The 18,590-nt window shown below is 62.2% G+C and carries 16 protein-coding genes; 5 read left to right on the forward strand and 11 right to left on the reverse strand.

The genetic code is table 11. From position 1 onward, the window contains the following. Nucleotides 1–203: 203 nt before the first annotated feature. From PMI29_RS27765 to PMI29_RS27750, 4 genes are all read right to left on the reverse strand, one after another. Nucleotides 204–1,538, reverse strand: a complete 1,335-nt coding sequence (locus tag PMI29_RS27765) for a sigma-54-dependent transcriptional regulator (protein WP_007993665.1) — start codon at nucleotides 1,536–1,538, stop codon at nucleotides 204–206. Further along, entirely contained in the window at nucleotides 1,532–3,298 is a 1,767-nt protein-coding gene (locus PMI29_RS27760; protein WP_007993668.1) for a sensor histidine kinase, read from the reverse strand. The genes PMI29_RS27765 and PMI29_RS27760 overlap by 7 nt, the downstream gene beginning before the upstream one ends. 480 nt (nucleotides 3,299–3,778) lie before the next feature. Beyond that, a complete protein-coding gene (locus tag PMI29_RS27755; RefSeq protein ID WP_007993670.1) occupies nucleotides 3,779–3,997 on the reverse strand; it encodes a hypothetical protein in 219 nt (72 codons plus the stop codon). Between the two features lie 165 nt (nucleotides 3,998–4,162). Further along, entirely contained in the window at nucleotides 4,163–5,686 is a 1,524-nt protein-coding gene (locus tag PMI29_RS27750; protein WP_007993671.1) for a fumarate hydratase, read from the reverse strand. Between the two features lie 495 nt (nucleotides 5,687–6,181). Here PMI29_RS27750 and PMI29_RS27745 point away from each other — a divergent pair, with 495 nt between their 5' ends. The 3 genes from PMI29_RS27745 to PMI29_RS27735 are packed head-to-tail and all read left to right on the forward strand — an operon-like array spanning nucleotide 6,182 to nucleotide 8,995. Then, the gene (locus PMI29_RS27745) at nucleotides 6,182–7,288 is read left to right on the forward strand and encodes a GGDEF domain-containing protein (protein WP_007993672.1); all 1,107 of its coding nucleotides are present in this window, start codon (nucleotides 6,182–6,184) and stop codon (nucleotides 7,286–7,288) included. Beyond that, nucleotides 7,281–8,216 (forward strand): iron-sulfur-binding ferredoxin reductase, encoded by a 936-nt coding sequence (locus PMI29_RS27740; protein WP_007993673.1) that lies wholly within the window; start codon nucleotides 7,281–7,283, stop codon nucleotides 8,214–8,216. The genes PMI29_RS27745 and PMI29_RS27740 overlap by 8 nt, the downstream gene beginning before the upstream one ends. Before the next feature lie 29 nt (nucleotides 8,217–8,245). Continuing rightward, nucleotides 8,246–8,995 (forward strand): enoyl-CoA hydratase-related protein, encoded by a 750-nt coding sequence (locus PMI29_RS27735; RefSeq protein WP_007993675.1) that lies wholly within the window; start codon nucleotides 8,246–8,248, stop codon nucleotides 8,993–8,995. Between the two features lie 189 nt (nucleotides 8,996–9,184). Here PMI29_RS27735 and pyk read toward each other — a convergent pair whose 3' ends face one another. Continuing rightward, complete coding sequence (gene pyk / locus PMI29_RS27730; RefSeq protein WP_007993677.1) at nucleotides 9,185–10,636, reverse strand: pyruvate kinase; 1,452 nt, start codon at nucleotides 10,634–10,636, stop codon at nucleotides 9,185–9,187. 171 nt (nucleotides 10,637–10,807) lie between these two features. Here pyk and PMI29_RS27725 point away from each other — a divergent pair, with 171 nt between their 5' ends. Both PMI29_RS27725 and PMI29_RS27720 read left to right on the forward strand, forming a co-directional pair. Next, entirely contained in the window at nucleotides 10,808–11,191 is a 384-nt protein-coding gene (locus PMI29_RS27725) for a tetratricopeptide repeat protein (RefSeq protein ID WP_007993678.1), read from the forward strand. 233 nt (nucleotides 11,192–11,424) lie between these two features. Further along, nucleotides 11,425–11,784, forward strand: a complete 360-nt coding sequence (locus tag PMI29_RS27720; RefSeq protein WP_007993681.1) for a PilZ domain-containing protein — start codon at nucleotides 11,425–11,427, stop codon at nucleotides 11,782–11,784. Between the two features lie 37 nt (nucleotides 11,785–11,821). Here PMI29_RS27720 and PMI29_RS27715 read toward each other — a convergent pair whose 3' ends face one another. From PMI29_RS27715 to PMI29_RS27690, 6 genes are read right to left on the reverse strand one after another with little or no spacing between them, the layout of a single operon-like run. Continuing rightward, a complete protein-coding gene (locus PMI29_RS27715; protein ID WP_007993683.1) occupies nucleotides 11,822–13,150 on the reverse strand; it encodes a DUF58 domain-containing protein in 1,329 nt (442 codons plus the stop codon). Next, nucleotides 13,147–14,148, reverse strand: a complete 1,002-nt coding sequence (locus tag PMI29_RS27710) for an AAA family ATPase (RefSeq protein WP_007993684.1) — start codon at nucleotides 14,146–14,148, stop codon at nucleotides 13,147–13,149. Before PMI29_RS27710 ends, PMI29_RS27715 begins: the two co-directional genes overlap by 4 nt. Continuing rightward, nucleotides 14,145–15,308: a DUF4350 domain-containing protein gene (locus PMI29_RS27705; RefSeq protein ID WP_033051922.1), complete on the reverse strand. Its 1,164-nt coding sequence runs from the start codon at nucleotides 15,306–15,308 to the stop codon at nucleotides 14,145–14,147. Before PMI29_RS27705 ends, PMI29_RS27710 begins: the two co-directional genes overlap by 4 nt. Next, nucleotides 15,305–16,837 carry a DUF4129 domain-containing protein gene (locus tag PMI29_RS27700; protein WP_007993686.1) on the reverse strand — a complete coding sequence of 511 codons (1,533 nt, stop codon included), beginning with the start codon at nucleotides 16,835–16,837 and terminating at the stop codon, nucleotides 15,305–15,307. The genes PMI29_RS27705 and PMI29_RS27700 overlap by 4 nt, the downstream gene beginning before the upstream one ends. After that, nucleotides 16,824–17,801 carry a stage II sporulation protein M gene (locus PMI29_RS27695; protein WP_007993687.1) on the reverse strand — a complete coding sequence of 326 codons (978 nt, stop codon included), beginning with the start codon at nucleotides 17,799–17,801 and terminating at the stop codon, nucleotides 16,824–16,826. The genes PMI29_RS27700 and PMI29_RS27695 overlap by 14 nt, the downstream gene beginning before the upstream one ends. After that, entirely contained in the window at nucleotides 17,798–18,523 is a 726-nt protein-coding gene (locus PMI29_RS27690; protein WP_007993688.1) for an RDD family protein, read from the reverse strand. Before PMI29_RS27690 ends, PMI29_RS27695 begins: the two co-directional genes overlap by 4 nt. Between the last annotated feature and the right edge of the window lie 67 nt (nucleotides 18,524–18,590).

Here is an 18,590-nt window from a genome sequence, read left to right on the forward strand (position 1 = left end):
GAGGGGGTAGGGTGTTTTGTTGAGCGGAAATCCGCTTATCTGCGGGTGGTGGTGAGCGGAAAGTTGCTCATCTGGCGGTGTGTTTGTACTGCCTTTGCCGGCCTCATCGCGAGCAAGCTCGCTCCCACAATGTTCGGCGTACACAGACCCACTGTGGGAGCGAGCTTGCTCGCGAAGAGGCCAGAACAGGCACCGCAAAAAATTCAGTTCTCCTGAAGGAACATCTCCCGGCTCAACCCATGCCGCTGCATCTTTTCATTGAAGGTCCGGCGCGGCAGTTGCAGTTCTTCGAGCACCGCTTTCACATCGCCCTTGTGCCGGGTCAACGCGGCGCGCAGGCATTGCGCTTCGAACGCTTCCTGCTGCGCCGCCAGTGACTGGCCGGGCTCTATGCCCAAGGGCTCCGGCTCACCGAGCCCCAATACCTGACGCTCGGCGACGTTCGCCAGTTCGCGCACATTGCCCGGCCAGTCGTGGCTCAATAGATGGCTCAACTGCGGACCGCTCAACGGCGGCAAGGTCCGGCCCAGGCGTTCGGCAGCGTGGCGGGCAAACGACTCGTAGAGCAACGGGATATCCTCGCGCCGGTCGCGCAACGGCGGCAAACGCAACTCGGCGACGTTCAGACGATAGGCCAGGTCCTCACGAAAACGCCCGGCCCGAGCCTCGTCGAGCAGGTCCGGTTTGGTCGCGGCGATGATGCGCAAATCCACGCGGATGCTCTGGTTCGAACCCAGTCGCTCAAGTTTTTGCTCTTGCAACACCCGCAGCAATTTCACCTGCTGGGCCAAGGGCATGCTTTCGATTTCATCGAGAAACAGCGTGCCGCCGTCGGCGTATTCCAGTTTGCCAATGCGCTTGCCGGACGCCCCGGTGAACGCGCCGCTTTCGTGGCCGAACAGCTCGGCCTCGAACAGTTGCTCGGGGATGGCTGCGCAATTGAGCGCGACAAAGGGCTGGTCGGCTCGCGGCCCGAAGTCGTGCAAGCAACGCGCAACCAGCTCCTTGCCGCTACCGGTTTCCCCGCGAATCAACACGTTGACCGGCAGGGCTGCCAGGTCCAGCACCTGTCGACGCAGGGTTTGCAGGCCCCGGGACACGCCGAGCAGCGTGGCATCCAGTTTGGCGCGGTTGTCCGCCTGCTCGTGCAGCGCGCGGTTTTCCAGGACCAGCCGGCGCTTGTCGAGAGCGCGGCGCAGGCTGCCGAGCAGGGTTTCCGGGCTGAAGGGTTTTTCGAGGAAATCGTAGGCCCCGTCGCGCATGGCCTCGACGGCCATAGGTACATCGCCGTGTCCGGTCAGCAGGATCACCGGCAAATCGGCATCCCGTCGTTGCACCTCGGCCAGCAGTTCCAGCCCGGTCATGCCGGGCATGCGCACATCGCTGAGAATCACCCCGGCAAAATGCTTCGGCAACTGCGCCAGGCACTCGTCGGCGCGGCTGAACAGCTGCACCTCGAAGCCCGACAGGCTCAACCATTGCTCGACGGCACTGCGGATGCTGCTTTCGTCGTCGACCACCATCACTGAGTTCAGCATGGTTCATGCACCTCTTGGTCGATGGGCAAGGTCAGGGTAAACACGGCACCTTTGTCATGATTACCGGCACTCAGGCGCCCGCCGGATTCGTGAACGATGGCAAAGGACACGGCCAGCCCGATCCCCAGTCCTTCGCCCACCGGTTTGGTGGTGAAGAACGGATCGAAGACTTTGGACAGATTTTCCTCGGCAATGCCACCACCGTTGTCGATGACGCTCAGGCGCCACAATTGTTCGTCGGCCTCGAGGCGGATTTCCAGGCGTTTGCAGGGTTTATCCTGCATCGCATCGAGGGCGTTGCGCAGCAGGTTGATCAGCACCTGTTCCAGACGAATCGCATCGCCACGCACCCAGGCAGGGCGGGTCAGGTGCAGCACCGTGCTGACCTGTTCGTCGCGCAGCCGGGTGTCGAGCAGTTGCAGCGACTGGTCGACCACCGCCGCCAGGTCCAGGCGTTCGCGCAAGCCGCTGGGGCTTTTGCGGGCGAAGGTTTTCAGGTGGCCGGTGAGGGCGGCCATGCGCGTGAGCATTTCATCCACCGGTTTGAGCGCCTTGTAGGCGTCGTCGACCCGGCCGTGGTCAAGCAGCAGGCGCAAGGTCGCCAACTGCATGCGCTGGGCGGTGAGCGGCTGGTTGATCTCATGGGCCAGGGCGGCGGACATCTGCCCCAGCGCCGCGAGTTTGGCCGATTGCACCAGGCCTTCCTGGGCGGTGCGCAGGTCGCGGGTGCGTTCTTCTACCAGTCGTTCGAGTTCTTCGCGACTGCGCTGACGCAGTTTGGCCAGACGCCAGCGCTGGTTGAGAAACAGCAACAGGAACACCAGGGTCAGCCACAAACCGGCCGCGGCAAGCGCGGCGTTGCGGCTGTCTTCGAAGGCGACCTGCGGGCGACGCAGCAGGTGCAGGGTCCAGCCCTCGGTGCTCAGCGGCAGGGATTCCCACAGGTAATCCGCCTTGCCGTCCGGGCCATCGACCCGGGCCAGGTCGCTGTTGTCGTCGAAACGCCGCAACGATTGAAACTCCAGCGGCGTCAGCGGCTGCTTGTCGTACTGGCGGGTGGCCTTGAGTTCAGTGTGATCGCTGTCGCTCAGCGGCTTGAGCAGGCGATAGCGCCAACCCGGCTGGTTGGCGATGAAGATGATCCCGCGTGCATCGCTGACCAGCAGCGTGTCGCTGCCCTGACGCCACTCGCGTTCCAGTTCGGGAAACTCCAGTTTCACCACCATGGCGCCGAGGAATTGGCCGTCGTCATCGCTGACCGCACTGGAGAGGAAGTAACCGGGAATTCCGCTGGTCACCCCCACGGCGTAGAAGCGCCCGGTGCCCTGGGTGCGGGTCTGGTTGAAATAGGGCCGGAAACCGTAGTTGTGGCCGACATAACTGCTGGGCAAACGCCAGTTGCTCGCCGCCACGGCGAGGCCGGTGCGATCGAGCAATTCCAGGGTCGAGGAGTTGGCGGCGCCGTTGATCTTTTCCAGTTTGCGGTTCAACGCATCCTGCTGCTCGGGACTCACCGTCCCCTTGAGCGCCAGGCGCAGCTCCGGATCCAGCGCCAGCACGGCGGGCAGGGCGCGGTAGCGTTCGATCAGGGTATGCAGGGACGTGGCATACAGCGCCAATTGCTGATTGGCGCGGGCGGCGTCTTCGACCATAGACTGGCGCACGGTGTGGCGCATGGCCAGGGTGGCGGCGATGGCGGCGCCGGCGATGATCAACAAGGTGTAGAGCGCCAGGCGCAGGGATCTGGAGGTCGGGAGCATCGAACGGAAATCGGACAAAAGATAGGAGGCGCAAGATAGCATGCGGACTATCTTGCGCCAGATCTCATCTCACTGCGCCCGAGTGGATACCTTGAGCTTTCAACGATTCATGTTTCGTCTCATCTGTTCCAGTTCATCTGTCAGTTTCCCCAACGAAACTACCGAGCTCCCGGAGTTACTCAGATCATCATTGTTCAAGTGTGCTTCATCCATTCTGTTGGCTAACCCGGTCTGTTCAGACGGGCTGTCGCCGGGATACTGATGGGCTCCACGGGTTCGGTAGAGGGCGAACTGGTGAAAACGCATGAGTGTTTCACGGAGAAACGTTTCCCATGTTCAGGGGGAAACTCGACGAGTAAATGGCCGCTGATGAGTCGCCTTGTGCGGCGTTACCCCGAGAACATTCCCAAGCGTTTCACTGTGAAACGCTTCGAATGACCAGCACCTCACGCACGGCGCCGCCCTCGAACATGGCGCTCATCAAAACAACCCCGCTTGGATTTTCTGCTGCAGCAGCGCAGCTAGTTCCCCGCTGGGGTATTGAGCTTGCAGTCCCCAGGCTTTACAGCCGAGTGCATGCCGAAAAGCGCCGGCGTCCGTGAGGTCCTGAACGCTCCCACACAGCCGGCAGCGCACCAGCGAGCCGTCGAGTGTCCAGTGTTTATTCCAGGCTTCCAGCGGCAGGTAGGTCACGGACATTCAAAACTAGGCCTTTTGGCGAGGAATGACAGGGGCTGCGTGCGCGTAAAACCACTCACTACAAGTGATGGTAGGTCAGTCCCCGGGGGGTGTTGACCAGCAGGTACAAAAAAACCGCGCTGTCGTACAAACAGCGCGGCTCTTTTTTAATAAGCGGTTTAGTGCTTATTGCACTTCCACCGCCAGGCTTTCACTGATCTTTTTCTGCCAGATGGCAGGACCGGTGATGTGTACGGACTCGCCTTTGCTGTCGACCGCAACGGTCACCGGCATGTCCTTGACCTCGAACTCGTAGATCGCTTCCATGCCCAGTTCGGCGAACGCCAGCACCTTGGACTTCTTGATCGCCTGGGCGACCAGGTAAGCGGCGCCGCCGACGGCCATCAGGTACACGGCCTTGCTGTCCTTGATCGCTTCGATCGCGGTCGGGCCGCGCTCGGACTTGCCGATCATGCCCAGCAGGCCAGTCTGCTCGAGGATCTGACGGGTGAACTTGTCCATCCGCGTCGCGGTGGTAGGACCTGCCGGGCCAACCACTTCGTCACCGACCGGATCGACCGGGCCGACGTAGTAGATGAAGCGACCCTTGAGGTCCACCGGCAGGGTTTCGCCCTTGTTCAGCATCTCGACCATGCGCTTGTGCGCGGCGTCACGACCGGTGAGCATCTTGCCGTTGAGCAGCACGGTTTCGCCCGGCTTCCAGCTCTGCACGTCTTCCGGGGTCAGGGTGTCGAGGTTGACGCGACGGGCCGACGGGCCGGCTTCCCAGACGATTTCCGGGTAGGCGTCCAGCGGTGGCGCTTCCAGCGAGGCCGGACCGGAACCGTCGAGCACGAAGTGCGCGTGACGGGTGGCGGCGCAGTTCGGGATCATGCACACCGGCAGGGAGGCGGCGTGGGTCGGGTAGTCCATGATCTTCACGTCGAGCACGGTGGTCAGGCCACCGAGGCCCTGGGCGCCGATGCCCAGCTGGTTGACCTTCTCGAACAGCTCCAGGCGCATTTCTTCAATGCGGTTCTGCGGACCACGCGCTTTGAGCTCATGAATGTCGATGGATTCCATCAACACTTCCTTGGCCATGACAGCGGCTTTCTCGGCGGTGCCGCCGATGCCGATGCCGAGCATGCCCGGTGGGCACCAGCCGGCGCCCATTTCCGGGACGGTTTTCAGCACCCAGTCGACGATCGAGTCGGACGGGTTGAGCATGGCCATCTTCGACTTGTTCTCGGAGCCGCCGCCCTTGGCTGCCACGTCCACTTCCACGGTGTTACCCGGAACGATGGAGTAGTGGATCACAGCCGGGGTGTTGTCCTTGGTGTTCTTGCGAGCGCCCGCCGGGTCGGCGAGGATCGAAGCACGCAGGACGTTTTCCGGCAGGTTGTAGGCGCGACGTACGCCCTCGTTGATCATGTCGTCCAGGCCCATGGTGGCGCCATCCCAGCGCACGTCCATGCCCACGCGGACAAACACGGTGACGATGCCGGTGTCCTGGCAGATCGGACGGTGGCCGGTGGCGCACATGCGCGAGTTGATCAGGATTTGCGCCATGGAGTCACGGGCCGCTGGCGATTCTTCGCGCAGGTAGGCCTCGTGCATCGCCTGGATGAAATCCACGGGGTGGTAGTAGGAAATGAATTGCAGGGCGTCGGCAACGCTCTGAATCAGGTCGTCTTGCTTGATCACGGTCATGAGTCGCGCTCCTCTAAAAGACGGGAACATTCAATAAGGTGCTTGCAGCTTGGGTGCATCGGTCGGTTGCAAGCACCTTTCAAGGCACGCCGGGCATGCTGGCGCGACGCTAAAAAGGCGCGGCAGTATAGCGCGCATCGCCCAAGGGCACACGCGCCGGTAGTCAATCGTTGGTCGCATAGGCGCAGATGCAAGCGGCAAGACTGAAGCTGCAAGAGTAGTGCGTGGCTTTTGTGGCGAGGGGGCTTGCCCCCGTTCGGTTGCGAAGCAGCCGCAAAACCGGTGAAAACAATCCGCCTGACACATCGACCTGTCTGTTTTCGGGACTGCTTCGCAGTCCAGCGGGGGCGAGCCCCCTCGCCACAGAGTCCTGCGATGCTCTTACTATCCACCCCCGAAAATTGAATGGTCATTTATCGGCCACGCCACTAAAGTGACATACGGTCTGTAGAGTAGGACGCTCTGTCAGTCTCCTTTCATTTGGTGAGTCAACGATTGACCCAAAACGCCATCCAGCGCCTGTTGCTCAAACGTTTCGCCCTTGCGGCCGGCACCTATGCCCTGGCCTTGCTCTTGCTTTGGCTGGCATTTTTTACTGGTCACTACGACGCGCCGCTTTCCAGTGTCGCCATCGGCAGTGCGCTGGTGGTGATCAGCCAGGCCACCCTGTTCGCGGTGTTTTACAGCGGCTGCAACCTGCGTTTCGCCGACCCCAGCCTGACCGAGGCACAAGTGTTGCTGGGGCTGGGCTGGCAAACCTGGCTGATCGCCCATCTGGACGAAGCCCGGGGTGCGTTTCTGGTGTTTTACGTCCTGATCCTGCTGTTTGGCCTGTTCCATCTGTCGCGCCGATCCTTTGTGCGTTGCGCGTTGCTGGTGTTTCTCAGTTTCAGTGCGATCACGCTGTGGGAGGGCTACCACTTCCAGCTGCCCGACCCGGCCATGGCGGTGTTGCAGGTCTGCGTGCTGTTCATCGTGCTGGTGTGGCTGGTGCTGTATGCCCGCCATGTCCAGGCCTCGCGAAAGCGTATGCGCCAGCGGCGTTTTGCGTTGCAGGCGCACCAGGACACTCTGCGGGGAATGATGCGCCAGCTTGAAGGCCTGGTGGCCACCGACGAGCTCACAGGCCTGTTCAATCGCCGGCATTTTCTGCGCCTGGCTTCCCGCGAGCTGAAGGCCATGGAGGCTGGTGTCGTGCATGGCCTGGCGCTGATCGACCTCGACCATTTCAAGCGCATCAACGACCTGCACGGTCATGCCGCAGGTGATCAGGTCCTGCAAGCCTTTGCCGGCGTTGCCACCGCGTGCCTGCGCGACGGTGATGTTCTGGCCCGCTACGGCGGCGAAGAGTTCGTGGTGCTGCTGCCCGATTGCGATGCCGACAGTTTGACTTCGTGCTGCGAGCGGCTGCGCATCGCGTTCACCGATGTCGAGTTGATCGGTCTGAATGTGCGCAACCTCAGCCTGTCCGCCGGCATGACCCTGCTGGAGCTGGGCGACGACCTCGATGACGCCCTGCAGCAGGCCGATCAGGCGCTCTATCGCGCCAAGCGTGACGGTCGCAACCGATGCGCGGCGGCGTGGGAGAACATCGATGCCTGAGCTGCGGGTTGGCGAGCGGCACTGGTCGGTGGCGACGGGCAGCAATCTGCTCGACGCGTTGAATCAGAACGGCGTTGCGGTGCCATACAGTTGCCGCGCCGGCAGTTGCCATGCGTGCCTGGTGCAATGTGTGCGGGGCCTGCCGAGCGACAGCCGCCCCGATGCCCTGAGCGCACAGCAGCGTGAACAGGGCTGGCGTCTGGCGTGCCAGTGCCAGGTGGTCGAGGACTTGCAGGTGCACGCCTTCGACCCGCAAACCGATGGCCGACCGGCCGAGGTGGCTGCCGTCGATTGGCTGAGCACCACGGTGCTGCGCTTGCGGGTGATCCCGCAGCGCTCATTGCGCTATAGCGCCGGCCAGCACCTGGTGTTGTGGGCGGGCAACGTGGCGCGGCCGTATTCCCTCGCCAGCCTGCCGCAGGAAGACCGTTTTCTGGAGTTCCATCTCGATTGCCGCAAGCCCGGGGAGTTCAGCGATGCGGCCAGGCAATTGCGCATCGGCGATCCGATCCGTCTCGGTGAACTGCGCGGCGGTGCCTTGCATTACGATCCGGACTGGCACGCCCGGCCGTTGTGGTTGATGGCGGCCGGTACCGGGCTGGGGCCATTGTTTGGTGTGCTGCGCGAAGCGCTGCGTCAGGATCACCAGGGCGCCATTCGCGTCATTCACCTGGCCCATGATGCCGATGAACACTACCTGGCCAAACCACTGCAGGCCATGGCCGCCAGCCGTCCGAACCTGAGTGTCGAGCTGTGGACCCCGGCCGGGTTGCCAGCGGATTTGGCGCAACTGCGGCTTGTTTCCCGGCAAACCCTGGCCTTACTCTGCGGAGCCCCTGACAGTGTCGACGCCTTCGCCCGGCGCCTGTACCTGATGGGATTGCCGCGCAATCAACTGCTGGCCGATGTGTTCCTGCCCCGTGGTTGAGCGCTGACTTTTCAGACGCGAGACCTGCCATGACCGATGCCATCCAAGTTGAACGCGAACGCGGCCTGTTGACCCTGCGCCTGAATCGCCCGGACAAGAAAAATGCCCTGACCCGCGCCATGTACAGCCGCTTGGCCGAGGCGTTGAAACAGGCCGACGGCGACCCCGGGATCAACGCCGTGCTGATCACCGGTTCCGCCGAGTGCTTCACCGCCGGCAACGATATCGCCGATTTCATCCAGCAACCGCCGAGCGGTCTCGACAGCCCGGTGTTCCAGTTCATGCGGGGCCTGCTCGAATGTCGCAAACCGGTGATCGCCGCCGTGGCCGGCGCAGCGGTGGGCATTGGCACGACGATGCTGCTGCATTGCGATCTGGTCTATGTCAGCCGTGATGCGCGGTTGCGCATGCCGTTCGTCAACCTTGGTTTGTGTCCAGAGTTCGGTTCCAGCCTGATCCTGCCGCGTCTGCTCGGGCAGGCTAAAGCGGCGGAGTTGTTGCTGCTGGGCGAGGGCTTCAGCGGTGAACAGGCGGCTGCGTGGGGCATTGCCAATGAAGCCCTGGGCAGTGGCGAAGAGGCCCTGGCCAAGGGGCGGGAGATGGCCTTGCGTTTTGAGTCGCTGCCGCCGGAAGCGGTGCGCATCAGCAAGCAACTGATGAGAGCGCCGGACCGGGAGCTGCTGCGCAAGGTAATAGAAGAGGAGGGGGCGTTGTTCACCCAGCGGCTGCGTTCGCCGGAGGCGTTGGCGGAGTTGACCGGGTTTATCAAGCGGCATTGAATCTTTCGCTGACTGGGCTGGCCCCATCGCGAGCAAGCTCGCTCCCACAGGGATTGGGATTCACCGCAAAAACTGTGGGAGCGAGCTTGCTCGCGAAGGGGCCGGATCAGGCAACACAAAAAATGGATCAGAAAGCAAAAAGCCCCGCCATTCACATGGCAGGGCTTTTGTTTTTCAGCGAGCGGTCACTCAGACCATCGGATCGCCAACGTGCAGGATCTTCATGCCGTTGGTGCCGCCGGTGGTGTGGTAGCTGTCGCCCTTGGTCAGGATGACCCAGTCGCCTTTCTCGACCACGCCGCGCTTGACCAGTTCGTCGATCGCCTTCTGGCTGACTTCGTTCGGCGCCAGCGAGGCCGGATCGAACGGGATGGTGTACACGCCACGGAACATCGCCGCGCGAGCCTGGGCTTCGCGGTGTGGGGTGAACGCGTAGATCGGCACCGAGGAACGGATACGCGACATGATCAGCGGGGTGTAGCCACTTTCGGTCAGGGCGATGATCGCCTTCACGCCCGGGAAGTGGTTGGCGGTGTACATGGTTGCCAGTGCGATGCTTTCGTCGCAGCGCTCGAACTCTTTGCCGATGCGGTGGCTGGAGGTCTTGCTGGTCGGGTGCTTTTCGGCACCGATGCAGATACGCGCCATGGCCTGAACGGCTTCCAGCGGGTACAGGCCGGCAGCACTTTCGGCCGAGAGCATCACGGCGTCGGTGTAGTCGAGCACTGCGTTGGCTACGTCGGACACTTCGGCGCGGGTTGGCATCGGGTTCTGGATCATCGACTCCATCATCTGGGTCGCGACGATCACCGCCTTGTTGTGGCGGCGTGCGTGCAGAATGATCTTCTTCTGGATGCCCACCAGTTCGGCGTCGCCGATTTCCACACCCAGGTCACCACGGGCAACCATCACAGCGTCGGACGCCTTGATCAGGCCGTCGAGGGTTTCGTCATCGGCCACGGCTTCGGCGCGTTCGATCTTCGCCACCAGCCAGGCAGTGCCGCCGGCTTCGTCGCGCAGTTGACGGGCGTATTCCATGTCGGCGGCGTCACGCGGGAAGGATACCGCGAGGTAGTCGACTTCCATTTCCGCAGCGAGCTTGATGTCAGCCTTGTCTTTTTCAGTCAGGGCCGGAGCAGTCAGGCCGCCACCGCGACGGTTGATGCCTTTATGGTCGGACAGCGGGCCGCCGATGGTCACGGTGCAGTTCAATTCGGTGGCGGTGGCGGTATCGACGCGCATCACCACGCGACCGTCGTCGAGCAGCAGCTCGTCGCCCACGCCGCAGTCCTTGACCAGGTCCGGGTAGTCGATGCCGACCACTTGCTGGTTGCCTTCGGTCAGAGGATGGCTGGTGGAGAAGGTGAATTGATCACCGATCTTCAGCTCGATCTTCTTGTTGGTGAATTTGGCGATACGGATTTTCGGGCCTTGCAGGTCACCCAGCAGGGCGACGAAGCGGCCGTGCTTGGCGGCAAGGTCACGCACCAGCTTCGCGCGAGCCTTGTGCTCGTCGGGGGTGCCGTGGGAGAAGTTCAGGCGGGCGACGTCCAGGCCAGCCAGAATCAGCTGTTCGAGAACTTCCGGCGAGTTACTGGCCGGGCCAAGGGTGGCGACGATTTTGGTACGACGGACGGACATGCAAAGACTCCTGAGTTCAAGCGCTGAGTGAGGCTACTATGCTCCGAAGTTGTAGTCATTGTTCGAATGCACTACTTATCGCTTTCTTTATTGAACTCCACAACTTTGCATCCGCAGCCTGAAGATTTCCGACCACGGGTCGATACAGGGTTCAAGACAGGAGATCCCCCCATGCGATTCGTGCTCATTGCCGCCCTAGCCGTCAGCGCCCTCAGCGTCACGGGCTGCACCCGTTGGTCGATGAACCATCATTTGAACAATGCCTACAGCGCCTATGACCGGGGCAATTGCGAGCAGGTGATGCTTGAACTGTCCAAGGTCGAACGCGACAGCCGCGCGCGGCCTTACGTGTGGCCGGAAGTGTCGATGATGCGTGGCCTGTGCCTGGAGCGACAGAAGATGTTTATCGACGCGGCCAAGACCTATCAGTTCATCATGGCGTCCTATCCACAGAGCGAGTATGCCTACCGCGCCCATGCCCGCATTGAAACCCTGCAGAGCCTGGGCCACTATCCGACGCGCAGTGCAGCGGCCGTTAAACCGACGCAGTTCTGATGGCAGTAACCTTCTGATCGCTGGATCACCGGCGGTGGTGAGCTATAGTCCAGAGAACCGGTTTTAGAGCCTTGCCTCTGAACCGGGGCAACACCTGTGACCGGCACAAGCAGGACTCAGCGCTGTCAGGACTGGCGCACCGGGAGCGGGGAGAGCGGGCAAAGACTTGATGCGTACCCGTTCCGAAGCAGTAGTGCGGCTCTGCTTAAGAGCCTTGCATAGCGAAATTGCACATGTTTACCGACCGCCGAATCGAGCGGCATCAACTGCCGTCCTTCCTGAAAGTGTTCAACAGCATCACCGGCAAACCCATAGGCTATCTGGGCAATGTCTCCGAAGACGGGCTGATGCTGATCAGCCAGCTGCCGATGATGATCGGCGCGGACTTCAACCTGCGCCTGAAAATTCCCGCCAGCGAAGGTGGCCAGCGGATCATCGACCTGCAGGCCTGTTGCCTGTGGTGTCATGAAGACGCAACCCCTCACCACTATGACGCCGGCTTCAGCCTGCAACGGGCTCCTCCGGAATATCAGCAGTTGGTGGGGGCGCTGAAGCAGTATTTCAGTTTTCAGACGTTGCCGGCTTCGGCATGAGATCACTGCAAAACCGGCTGTGAGTGATTGCTCAGGCTCAGAGTCCAGTTCTTTTCCAGCCCAGGTACTGGGTCACCAACTTGGCCCCCAGCTCACCGGGCCGCGCATCCATCACCGGCACTCCATGGGCGTTCAAGCGTTCATGGAGTTCAGCGCGTGCATTCAGGTAATCCACGGTCCCGCAATAGGCCAGTGCTTCGGGCAAGGTCTGTACCGGTGTCTGGCGTAAAGTGTCGAGCACGTCTTCGCGCAGGCTTGCGACCAGCACTTGGTGCTGCTGGCTCAGGCGCTTGACCGCCGAGAGCAACTCATCGTCGTCCTCTTCGCGCAGGTTGGTCACCAGCACCACCAGTGCCCGGCGCTTTTGCCGTGCCAGCAGTTGCGTTGCGGCGGCCTGATAGTCGGCGCTGCGTTGGCTGCTGTTCAAGTCATAGACGGTGTTGAGCAAGGTGTTGAGATGGCTGGTGCCTTTTACCGGCGCAAGATAGCGCGGCTGTTCGTTGGCGAAGGTGCTCAGGCCCACCGCGTCGCCCTGACGTAGGGCGACGTAGCTGAGCAGCAAACAGGCATTGAGCGCATGGTCGAAGTGCGACAGCTCATCGTCCTGGCTGCGCATGTGTCGGCCGCAATCAAGCATGAAGATGATCTGCTGGTCGCGCTCGTCCTGATACTCCCGGGCAATCGGCGTGCGTTGACGGGCGGTGGCTTTCCAGTCGATCTGGCGCAGACTGTCGCCCTCACGAAATTCGCGCAATTGATGGAATTCCAGGCCCAGGCCCCGTCGTTGCTTCTGGCGTACACCGAGCTGGCTGAGCCAGTTGTCCACAGCCAGCAACTGCCCTTCATAGAGGCGGGCGAAATCGGGATAGACGCGGGTGGCATCGGGCAGGTCGAGCAAGCGTCTGTCAGACCAGAGCCCCAAGGGACTTGGCAGGTTGATTTCGCAGTGTTCGAAGCTGAAGTGGCCACGCTTGAGCGGACGCAGGCGATAACCGGCCAGGCTGTGCTGACCGGGTTGCAGTTCGACCGTCAGCGGCAGGTTTTCGAAGCTCAGGCCCGGTGGTACGTGATCGAAGACTTGTATGTTCAGCGCTTGTGTAAAATCGTGTTCGACAGTCAGTTGCACTTCGCTCCATCGACCCAGCGCCAGGCTGCCGGGCACCTGGCGTTTCAGCCGGGGCGAAGGCAGGCGCTTCACGCGAGCAGCGTCCAGCAGGGCCAGGGCCAGCAGCGCCAGGAGCAACCCCCAGTTGATCGCCATGAGATTCGCCGGAACCGCGAACTCCAATGCCCGCAAAGTGCCCGATACAATGCCGCAGACCAGCAGGATCAACAGCCAGGCGAGCATCAGGCGCGAGGGTTTCACAGGCGCGGCGCCGGCACTTGGTCGAGCAACTGCTGGAGCACCTGATCGACGTCCAGCCCTTCGATGTCCAGTTCCGGCGCGATGCGCACACGATGGCGCAGCACGGCCAGGGCGCAACCCTTGATGTCATCCGGAATCACGAATTCGCCACCGCGCAGCAGCGCCCTGGCCCGGCCGCAACGCACCAGCGCGATGGAGGCACGCGGTCCGGCACCGAGGATCAGGCCCGGCCAGCTGCGTGTAGTGCGGGCCAGGCGCACGGCGTAATCGAGCACTTGATCGTCCAGTGGCAAGTCGCTGGCGATGCGTTGCAAGGCCAGCACGTCCTTGGCCTGCAACAGCGCACGCAGCGGTTGTACATCAAGCATGTCGGCCCGGGTCGAGCGGTTGACCTGACGCACCATGTTCAGCTCTTGCCCGGCGTCGGGATAATCCATGCGCACCTTGAGCATGAAGCGATCCAGCTCGGCTTCCGGCAGCGGGTAAGTGCCTTCCTGTTCGATCGGGTTTTGCGTGGCGAGCACCATGAACGGTTGCGTAATGGGCAATGGGCGGCCTTCGAGGGTGACTTGCCGCTCCTGCATGGCTTCGAGCAGCGCCGCCTGGGTTTTCGCCGGGGCACGGTTGATCTCGTCGGCCAGCAACAGATTGGTGAACAACGGGCCTTTGCGCAGTTTGAATTGCTCGGTCTGCAAGTCATACACCGCATGCCCGGTAACGTCGCTGGGCATCAGGTCCGGGGTGAACTGGATGCGCGCGAATTCGCCGCCGAAACAGCGGGCGAGGGCGCGTACCAGCAGGGTCTTGCCCAGGCCCGGTACGCCTTCCAGCAATACATGGCCACCAGCGATCAGCGCCGTCAGCACGTCGTCGATCACACTGTCCTGGCCGATCAATGCTTTTTGCAATTCAAGGCGTACGGCCTGGGCCAGGTGGCTGGCACGCTGACGTTGTTGAGCGGCATGGCTCGCTGCGTCAGGCTCGATGGGTTGACTCATAGGGCGTTCCTCAAGGATTGCAGGTGGGCGACCTGACGGCTGAATTCAACGCTGGAAAGCCGTTGCTTCGGTCGCGGGCTCATGGCCTGGCTGATGGCGCGTGTGGGTTGGCCGGTCAGGCGCGCGAGCACCAGCCATTGTTCGGCAACGCCGAGTTGTTCAAAACCGGGATGGCGACGCCGCACCCGTCGAAGGATGTCTTGCTGCAAGGCTTGCAGCAGACCGGCCTGACCGTTGCGGCGCAACAGGAAGTCGGCACTGGCACGCAGGTGCTCCTGCAATTGCCGGCGTGCTTTCGGTGCCGGCTCCAGCAATGGTCCCTGACGCACGCCAACGTGCCAGAAACCAAGGCCGATCAAAGCGAGCAACGCGACCAGCGCCTGGGGAAAATTGCGCAGCAGCAAGGTCGGCAGGTTGTCGTGATCGGCATTGAAAATCAGCGTCACGCGGGTATCGGCAGTCAGGTACCAGAGCAGCCAGGCATTGTCGAACTGGCCAATGGCCGGGGTTTTCCACAAGTCGGCATCGGTGACCACGGTGATCGAGCCGCGCCCGTGGCTGAGTTGCATCATGTGCGTGGCCCTGGCGCTGTTGGCCCAGGCCTGGGCGAGGTTTTTCGGGTCTTCGAGATGGAACGCGGTATTGAAACCGGCATAGGCCGGGGCGTCTTCGTTTTCCAGATAGAGCTTGGTCAGTAGCGGGAAAGGATCGTCGCCGACATTGGGCGGCGGTTCCTTGAGGTCTTTGCTCAGGGACTGGTGCAGTTGCACCCGATCGAGCAGCAGGTCTTTGCTGTGGCCGAGTTTTTTATTCCACAGTGACTCGGCGACGAACAGGAGCCGCCCACCGGCCCGGGACCAGTTCATTACCTGGTCGATCTGTCGTGGGGTCATGTTGTTGTGGTCCCCGAGCAACAGCAGGCTGCGTCGACGCGGGTCGAGACCGGGCAGGATGTCGAGGTCATTGGCGTGCTCGACGCTCAGGCCTTGCTTGCGCAGAAAGAGCTCCGCCGCCAGATAAGGGTTGGCCTTGGCTTCGGGGGAGGGACCGTGGTCGATTACGGTTTGGTAAGGGATAACCTTGAGGTACAGATAAACGCTCAGCGCAACCACCGACACGGCGATCAACGCCACGGCTATCGTCCCCCAGCGCCGACTCAACGGGCGGCCCCGGGGCCGAACAATACACGCCAGCCGTTACACAATTGCTGTTGTACATGATCGGGCGGCAGGCGATGACCGTAAGCCATGTTTTGCCAGTGCCCGGTCAGGTTTGTGCTGTAGGCCAGCAAGGCCGGTTGCTGTAACAGTTCGACACGCCGAAGAACCTGACCTTCGGTGTCGGCGGCTTTGAGCGCGATGTTGAAGTCGTGCACCAGGCGGCTGAGCAGGGCGCGATAGAGCAAGCCGAGCGCTTCGCGCGGGTGGGTCTGCCAGAGGCTTTCTGCGTTGGCGGCAATGTCCGCAGGCAGGGACTCGGGTTTGAGGTCCAGGCCGAATGCCTGCTGCGGTAACGGCCGTGTGGTTTTGACATTGAGTGCCGGTCGTCGGCTGACGAACGCCTGCAACCAGTCGCGATAGCGCCAGATCAACAGGCCGATGGCTGCGACGACCGTGCCCCACAGTACGATTTCAATCAGTGTCGCCAAGGCCCCGAAGTGCTGCCGCTCAAACAGCTTCAACAGGGCCTTCCGCCATTGCGGTGTCGGGGCTCCGGCGCCCGGTTTGTCTTCGCCCAAACGGTAGCGTGTCACCGTTTCCCGGTTCTTGAAGGGTGGCTGTTCGAGGATTGCCTTGATGTTGTCCCTGGAGGCCTGGCTGTTCAGGGGCTGGCCCAGCAGGCGCGGGCTGTCGGGCGAAATGGCGGGTTCGGCGGCCCACACGCTGTGTGTGGTCGGCATCAGCACTATCACGGCGATCAACAGGACAGCACCTGCACTGAAGAGACGCTGGCGCATCCAGCGGAACACCAGTTCGATATCCCAGGCCTCCAGAACGGTGCGCCGGTTCAGGTAAAGGCTGAAACCGCAGGCGACATAGACCGGTTCCCAGACCACCAGTACCAAGGCATAAAACGCGTTGGTCAGGTGTTCCAACCAGCGCCCGTCCTGGGTGGCCGCAGAAATCAGCGACTGCCACCTCCAGTCGAGCACGACCTGTTGTGGCAGGAGCAGATAGAACAGCACCATCAAGCCGATCCACAACGCACCTTCGAGATGCGCACCGATGATCGTCAGCCATCGCGCCGCGCCAGCGTCTCGCTGCAGCAATACGTGCAAACGCTGCTGTCGCGCGCGCCCGTCCAGGCCTTCCAGTTGCATCACCGGCATCAGGAAGCTGCGGTGCAGGCTCAGGCGGCGCCAGGTCAGGCTGGCCAGCAGTTGTGGCTTGAGCAATCGTGGCCATTGATAGAGGGCCTGCTTGAGCGTCGGCGTTTCACCGAACATGGCTTTGGACAGGATGTACAAGGGCAGGCGTTCGAACGCCGGCTTCAGCCACCAGAAAATGAACACGGCGAGAGAGGGCGAATCCCGGAATCCCCAACTGAGCAGCGCGAAAACCGGCAAGGTGACCATGGCCCAACTGGTCATCAACAGGCGTCGGTGGCGCTGGCTCAGGAGCACCCCGAGGTCCATGGCTTCCCAGGTCGGGCGTGGGCGAATCACCACCGTGGCGTCACTCAGGCGCATGGCGGTGACGTCCGGCAAATACGAGATAAACCCCCACCAGCAACCAGAGCGCCGCGCCGACCAGGTACTTGGTCTGGTGCGACGGGTGAGTCATTGACGACCAGTAGGCTTCGATAAATGCCGAGATCAACAGAAACAGAATGACGCCGCAGATCAGCAGCGCACTCTTGCGCGCTGCCAGGCGCAAGGCCTCGGCGCGTGGCAGGCGGCCCGGGGCGATCAACGCCCAGCCCAGCTTCAGGCCGGCGGCACCGGCCAGGGCGATGGCGCTGAGTTCGAAAGCGCCGTGGCCGATCACGAATGACCAAAAGGTTTGCCCGTAGCCGATGTAAGTCAGGTGGCCGGCCACTGCACCGATCATCAGACCGTTGAAGATCAGGAAAAACACACTGCCCAAACCAAGCAGCAAACCGCTGGCAAAGGTCTGAAAGGCAATGCCGATGTTGTGCATGATGTAGTAGCCGAACATCGCCCAGTCCTCGCTGGCGGCTCGTTCCGCCGTGCGCCCGAGGTGACCGGCAACGGGGTCGTACATGCTTTGCATTTCACTGACCTGCTTGGCGGGGATCAGGTTGTAGACCAGGTCCGGGTACAGGTACACCAGCAGCGCGAAGCCGGCCAGGCTGCCAAAAAACATCAGGCTGGCGGCGAGTACGAAACGCCACTGTTCGCGCACCAGTCGCGGAAAGTCGGCCAGGATGAATGCCAGCACATTGGCCCCCAGACGGCTGCGATGACGGTAAAGCTGTTGGTGCCCGCGCAGCACCTGTTGCTGCAGGGAGTCGATCAGAAAACTGCTGTAGCCACGCTCCCTGGCCAGTGCCAGGTGTTGGCAGAGACGGCGGTAGTCCCTCGGGAAATTGCCGACCCCGGTGGCTTTCCTGTCGTGCTCCAATTGCTCGAGCAGGCGAGCGAACTGTTCCCATTCGGCCTTGTGCCGGTTTTCAAAAAGGCTTTGTTTCATGGCGGCCCCAACAAGCCGCGAGCGATGCCGTTGAGCTCGGTCACCGCCTGCGGGGCCGTGACTTGCAACGGTTGGGTGACGATCGCAGCGAGTTCATCGACCCGCGCCTGGGAGAGTTCACCCTGGCGCTCGGCAAACCCGAGGATGGCCCGTTGCTCGCTGAGCGTCAGGACAAATGCCGTACGGCGGGGCTGGGCTTCGGGGAGTTCGGGGCGGGTGTGCGAGCGTTCGCGGTAGATCACCAGGGTCCCGGCGGCGATATCGCCAAGGCGCTTGAAGTGGGGGTGTTGCAGGCAGCTGATGGCCCCGAGGAAGTAACCGAAGGGTAACAGGTCGACAACGCGCAGCAGGTTGCGCAGCAGCGAAGCGGACCAGCCGACCGGGGTGCCATCGTCGTGCACCACTCGTAGCCCCATCCATAGCTTGCCCGGCGAACGACCCTGATTGAGCACCTCGAACAGCACCATGTACCACCAGCTCACCCCGAACAGCAGGATCGATCCGAGCCCGGCGCCCAATTTGCCGAGCATCGCCAGCGCAATGAACAGCACACCGAGGACCAGGCCGCGCAAACCAAGATCGATGACGAACGCCAGCGCACGGACCATCAACCCGGCCGGGCGCAGCGGCAGGTCGACGCCCTCCGGCGTTTCGACGTGATACCGCGTATCCAGTGGCGGTGACAGCGGCGCATTCCCTGGCTGTGCTGTGGTCTCGAGCATGGGCAACCTGATGATGTGGCCTGGATCGGGATTCTCTGTCTATCCGATGCTAGCAGCCAATGCGCAG

The organism is Pseudomonas sp. GM49, assembly GCF_000282355.1.
Classification (GTDB): domain Bacteria; phylum Pseudomonadota; class Gammaproteobacteria; order Pseudomonadales; family Pseudomonadaceae; genus Aquipseudomonas.